Origin of the sequence: Bradyrhizobium sp. (assembly GCF_016213215.1) — a bacterium.
GTDB lineage: Bacteria > Pseudomonadota > Alphaproteobacteria > Rhizobiales > Xanthobacteraceae > Bradyrhizobium.
The window spans coordinates 1-2,481 of sequence record NZ_JACRAW010000011.1 but is presented as its reverse complement, the minus strand read 5'-3'; the positions used below and the strand labels follow the sequence as shown (position 1 = coordinate 2,481).

At 64.2% G+C, this 2,481-nt stretch carries 3 protein-coding genes; 2 read left to right on the top strand and 1 reads right to left on the bottom strand.

Annotated elements, in window-relative coordinates; translation table 11 throughout:
- Both HY852_RS03385 and HY852_RS03380 read left to right on the top strand, forming a co-directional pair.
- Positions 1-221: hypothetical protein (locus HY852_RS03385; RefSeq protein ID WP_291602617.1), on the top strand; the 221-nt coding region annotated here is incomplete at its 5' end.
- Positions 222-265: 44 nt separating this feature from the next.
- Positions 266-1,747, top strand: a complete 1,482-nt coding sequence (locus tag HY852_RS03380) for an ISNCY family transposase (protein ID WP_291602615.1) — start codon at positions 266-268, stop codon at positions 1,745-1,747.
- A gap of 12 nt (positions 1,748-1,759) precedes the next feature.
- Here the strand turns inward: HY852_RS03380 and HY852_RS03375 are convergent.
- A partial coding sequence (locus HY852_RS03375; RefSeq protein ID WP_291602613.1) for a transposase occupies positions 1,760-2,481 on the bottom strand: 722 nt, incomplete at its 5' end.

The window sequence follows — 2,481 nt, the reverse complement described above, 5'->3', positions numbered from 1 at the left end:
CGCTGGTAGGAGCGCAGACGGCCGCGCAGGGACGGGTGGTCGCCGTGGGCGCGGGCGATGGCGCCGATCACGGCTCGATCCCCAGCAGCGCGAGCAGGTCGATGGGGGAGAGCGGCGGCCGGCGCAGATCGGGAGTAAGGTGTTGCCGTAGCAAAACGCAGATCGATCTGAAATATCCGCTGTTTTTCACTCAACGCCAACGGGAAGATTGGCGTACATAATGGGGGAATCGCAGACAAACGCGTCCAGGGCAAGGAATCTTCGCATGCGGATCGACGACCCCCACGCCCAGCAGCGCATCGACTCCGTTCCGCTCCTGAACGTGCACCTCAACCCGCGCAGCCGCGACGAGACGGTGAAGCTGATTCGCGGTTTGCAGGGCGTCTACGCCGACGAGCCGGCCCGGCAGGCCGTGCTTGGCCTGATCGCGCAGGATGTGCTGCGTGGAGTTCGGCGCGATGTCGGCCGTCCGGGCATGGACATGTGGTCGGTCTTCGTGCTGCTGTCCGCTCGTGAGGCGCTGCGTCTGGACTACGACCGGCTTGAGGACCTGGCCGAGAACCATGCGCTGATCCGCGCTGCCATGGGCCTGGGTGACTGGGAACATGGCAAGCACTTCGACTGGACGCGGATCTGGCGCAATGTGCGAAAGGTGCGGGCGGAGACGGTGGCCGCGATCAACCAGAGGGTAGTTCAGTTGGGACATGCGCTCGCGCCGACCGCCGCCGAAAGTGCCCGGGTCGACAGCTTCGTGATGCAGACGAACGTCCATCATCCGAGCGATCTTCGTCAGGTTGCCGATGGCCTACGCTTGGTGCTGCGCAATGCGGCCCGATTGGCCGATATCATTGGAAGCACGGCGATGCGACAGCATGCCCATCTGGAGAAGCGTGCCCGATTCCTGGTCCTGACGGCAAGTCGCGCGACGGCGTCCAAACACCGTGACCGCGACGAGCGACGGGCTGCTGCGGCTCAGGAGCTGTGCGACTTCGCCGACGAGCGCTGCCTGCAGGCCATGGCTCTTGGCGATCGTTTCATCGCGACGCGCGAGACCTTGGGATTCTTCGAACAGGCGCAGGCCGACGGTGAACACGAACGGATGATGTTCTTCGTCAGGGGCCTGGCGACATGCGCGCATGTCGCCCGCTTGCGACTCGTCGATGGCGAGACGGTCGAACTCTCCGACCGCCTGTTCAGCCTGTTCGAGCCCCACACCGAACTGATCTATCGTGGCAAGGTCCGCGCCGCCGTCGAGTTCGGCCACCGCATCCTGGTGACCGAAGATGCGGCCGGCTTCATCATCGCCGCCCAGGTGATGCCCAACGGGCAGCAGGATCGCGACGCCGCTGTTCCACTGGTTGAGAGTCTGCTCAAGCAATTCCCGAAGCTGAAGCGCGTCTCCTTCGACCGCGGCTTCCACAGTCCCGCGAACCAGAAGGCTCTGGCCGAAATCATTTCCGACGTCTGCCTCCCGAACTCAGGCGACAAGGCCCTGGCGAAGCAGTTCGCCGAGGCAACCGTTTCCTGGACCTGGCAGCGCCGGCATCACTCGGGCATCGAGGCCGCCATCGGCAACCTCCAGGACAATCGCGGCTGCCGCCGATGCCCCGACAAGGGCAAGGATGGATACGACCGATTCCTGCAGACCGCGGTTCTTGCCAACAACCTGGTCACCTACGGTCGGCCGCTCTGGGCGCAGGATGATCCCGAGTCGCTGCCAGCACGCACCCGACGCAAGGCATCCTAGCCACAATGGCGTTTAGCAACGTGAGCCACCGCCCTTTTTGCGTCCGCCTTGCGCGGCCGCAGAGCTGATTTCATCGCGAAACTTGATGTCATGCGGTCGTTCTGACGTGCGCCGGGCCTGCCGCCCTGGGCGTCGCCGAGCCCGATTCTGCCAAAGATAGCGGATGCTGACGCGCCATGATTGGACGGCCTCATCCATGCTGGTGACGGCCGCCGCCATGAGCAAGGCAACCGAGGTGGCAAGGAGTTTGCGATTGAAGATCACGGGGATCTCGGTCACTCCTTCAGCGGGTGTCCAAGCGGGATCGACGTTCGGTTGGCGGCGGATCTCGTCGGCATAGACCTGCCGTGCTTGGCCTTCCAGTTCGCCCTGCATCAACCAGAAGAGCATGAGAGCACACACCTCCTGCCGGACCATCTGCTTGGATCGTCCGGCCAACGCATCGAGTCCATGCCATCCCTTGGCTTCACGGTAGGCGGTCTCGATACCCCAACGACGCTGGTAAAGATCCGCAATGGCGCGGGCGTCGTGCTCGGGTCCTGTCAGCGAAGTGATCAGGACGATATGTTCGGTGCCGTAGCGGTGCCCGCGCACCGTATCTGCCCTGGCCCGCCGGTTTGATCCCTCGATCACCGTTTTGCATGATCGCTGCCCGGAGGCGTCATGGCCGGGTCTGGGTTCGTGCAGGTGGAGGTATCGCGGCGACAACGCGGGCGTCCTGACAGCAGGCGTCT

Coding starts and splice junctions, on each gene's coding strand:
- HY852_RS03380 (WP_291602615.1), top strand. CDS start 266: ATGCGGATCGACGACCCCCACGCCCAGCAGCGCATCGACTCCGTTCCG.